3 protein-coding genes are annotated in these 3,058 nt (G+C 34.3%); all 3 read right to left on the bottom strand.

Annotated features, from left to right (window positions below):
• A partial coding sequence (locus GSY74_RS07800; protein WP_164664539.1) for an ATP-binding protein occupies nt 1–1,381 on the bottom strand: 1,381 nt, incomplete at its 3' end.
• The gene (locus tag GSY74_RS07795) at nt 1,326–2,186 is read right to left on the bottom strand and encodes a DNA ligase (RefSeq protein ID WP_164664538.1); all 861 of its coding nucleotides are present in this window, start codon (nt 2,184–2,186) and stop codon (nt 1,326–1,328) included. The genes GSY74_RS07800 and GSY74_RS07795, both read right to left, overlap by 56 nt.
• The coding region (locus tag GSY74_RS07790) for a DegT/DnrJ/EryC1/StrS aminotransferase family protein (RefSeq protein WP_164664537.1) at nt 2,155–3,058 on the bottom strand (904 nt) is incomplete at its 5' end. The genes GSY74_RS07795 and GSY74_RS07790, both read right to left, overlap by 32 nt.

Genomic DNA, 3,058 nt, shown 5'->3' with positions numbered 1-3,058 from the left:
TTATAAATATATTGGTGTTTAACTTAACTGTTAAATCAATTCTACCACGATTAGTAACAGCCTCACCAACTATCTCTATACCTAAACTCGCCAAATAGACATATATCACCGTTGCATAGAACCCTTCAAAATGAGCTATATCATTATTGGTATAGTTATTATAGGGGATAGATGCAAATATGGAGATAAGTGTATCTCTAAAATCCTCTAAGTTGGCATCATATAGAGCGTCGTACAGGCTATCTTGATACTCTGATTTTCTATTTGGTTGTTTTATTACATTGTTGATTATCGAGTCATTGAGTGCGATTTGCACCTCTTTATTTGGAACTTTTAGATGATACTCAAAACCACCTCTTCGCTTTTTTATCTCTTTTTCTATAGTTAGATACCCAGCTTGGAAGAGTACTATTTCAAATTTCATTTTATTGGTATCAAAGCTATCCAATATCTCCTCTCCCACTTTAGTATTTCCTAATTTTGGCAAAAAATAGTTCTGCTGTTTTATTAGCTTTATTAAAAAAGTTGGGGTTGCTGTACCAAACCAATAATTTTTATACATTTTATCCCCATCTATAAACAATAGTATTCCATAAGGGTTATAGAGGTTTTTGCCCAAAAAGTTATATCCATCGTACCACTCTTTTAGTTCATCTAGGTCAACACCCTCTAGATATGGTAGCAGTGTGGTCTCTATATCATTTTGAGTATATCCACATATCTCACCATATTGGGATTGCAAAGAGATATCTTTTAACATATTTAATCCACTAAATATGGAGGCTTTGGCGAACCTACTTACTCCTGTGATAAAAACGAACTTAATATATTTGTCATTTGTTTTCATTTTACTATAAAATGACCTTAGAATCTCTCTATTTTGGTCTGCTATCTCTATCTGGTCTAAGTTATCCAATATCCCTTTATCATACTCATCTATTAGGATAACTACTTTTTGGTTATATTTTTTGTATGTTTTTTTAATCAACTCCTCAAAACAGTTAGCATACTCTTCTGTATCACTACATTTTATCTCTAAATCTTCTTGATTGTTTTTAAGGATAGCCAATATTGTTCTCTTTAGAGCCTCTGGACTTCGCATATCTCCACTAAAATCTATATCTATTACAGGATACTTAACACTCCAATCCCACTTATCATAAATATACAAATCTTTGAAAATCTCTTTGTTCCCCTCAAAAATTTCTCTTAGAGTACTCACAAAGAGAGACTTTCCAAATCTTCTTGGTCGAGAGAGAAATGTGTAGGTATAGCTCTCTATCAAATCCAAAGCTATTTTTGTTTTATCAATATAGAGCATATCATCATTGATAATATCTCTTAGTGTCTGTTTTCCTAGTGGTAACTTTTTTAATCTCATCTATGCTCTCCTCTCGAACCCTCAAAAACACAGGAAATCTCGGCTTCCCATACTTGGTCATCTTTTGATACTTAAAAGTAACAACACCACCAACAGTAGGTGGGTTTCTTCTCTCTTCCACACTAAACCCACTTCCTATTTTAAAGGTTAGATTGTTATCCATCACACAGGTTACAGAACCCATCAAGCCCTGATATTTTCCATGTCCACCATTATGAGCTGTTATTTTACACTCTTTATCTAAAAAAGTTTTGACTTTGAGGGCTTTGTTGGTTCTTTTATCAATATAGGAAGCATTCGGGTCACGCACCACAACACCCTCAGCACCTTTTTTTTCAATCTCTTCTAAAAATTTCTTCATATGAATCTTGTTTTTTACTTTAGTTTGTGAAACAATTTTTAGAATGTTACTCTCATAAGCTTTAACTTTAGCCAATCTCTCAAAAAGTCCACCTTTAGCATTGGGAACTTCAAAAATATAGTGTCCAATCTCTCTCCACTCTTTTGATGGATTTTTATCTCTTACGATAGATACTATATTTTCAAAATCACCTCTTTTTGTCCACAACTCCCCATCAATCTCGAATGGTGGATAGTCTTTTGTAAACCACTTGGGAGCATGGATGATATTTCCACCACGGCTTATTAGATTTTTGCCATCCCAATAAGCCCTCACTCCATCAAGTTTTTCACTCATTACCCAACCTGTGATATTTTGGTCTTTGTAGGTTTTTAGAAGTAGCAGATTTGGTTTCTCTGCCCAAATAAAAAGGCTAAAGAGTATTAGATATGTAATTAATCTCATCATCACTCAAATAAGGGTTCATAGGCAGACTCATAATCTCATTAGAGACCATTTCAGAAATAGAGAAATCCCCTTTTTTATATCCTAAATAAGAGAAACACTCTTGTAGATGCAGAGGCATAGGATAATGCACAGCAGTAGGAATACTTTTTTCTTTTAATTTTTCTTGAACCTCATCTCTATTTTGAACGCGTATACTGTATTGAGCAAATGCAGAAGTTACATTCTCAGCTACAAACGGCAAAATAAACTTTTCACTTTTCATTTTTAATTTTTCACTATATTTAGAGGCTACCTCTTGACGCAAAGCCAAATCTTTTGCATAATATTTAAGCTTCACATCCACAATACCACACTGAATGGTATCCATCCGTCCACCCATACCAATATACTGATGATGATATCGTTTTGATTGACCATGCATTCTAAGAGATTTTATTTTTTCTGCTAACTCATCGTCATTAGTAAAGACAGCACCACCATCACCAAAGCACCCAAGAGGTTTGGCAGGGAAAAAACTGGTCGTTGAAATATCACCTAAGTTACTATCAGTTTTACCCTTATAAGTAGAACCAAAACTCTGAGCCCCATCAACAATCACTTTGAGATTATACTTGTTTGCTATGGCTTGAATTGCCTCCATATCAGCAGGTTGTCCATAGAGACTAACAGGCATAATCGCTTTTGTCTTGGCTGTTATTTTTTCTTCTATTTTTGAAGCATCTATATTATAGGTTTGTTCATCTATATCTACAAAAACAGGTTTTGCACCCAAAAAAGCTATAGTCTCGGCTGTGGCTATAAAAGTAAACGGAGTAGTGATAATCTCATCATCGGGTTGAATATCAAGTGCCATCATGGCTAAAAGAAGA

This window comes from Sulfurovum sp. bin170, from assembly GCF_010892395.1.
Classification (GTDB): domain Bacteria; phylum Campylobacterota; class Campylobacteria; order Campylobacterales; family Sulfurovaceae; genus UBA1140.
This window is presented reverse-complemented; position numbering and strand designations above follow the sequence as displayed.

Excerpts from the sequence above, each read along its gene's own strand:
- GSY74_RS07795 (WP_164664538.1), bottom strand. The coding sequence starts at position 2,186 with ATGAGATTAATTACATATCTAATACTCTTTAGCCTTTTTATTTGGGCA.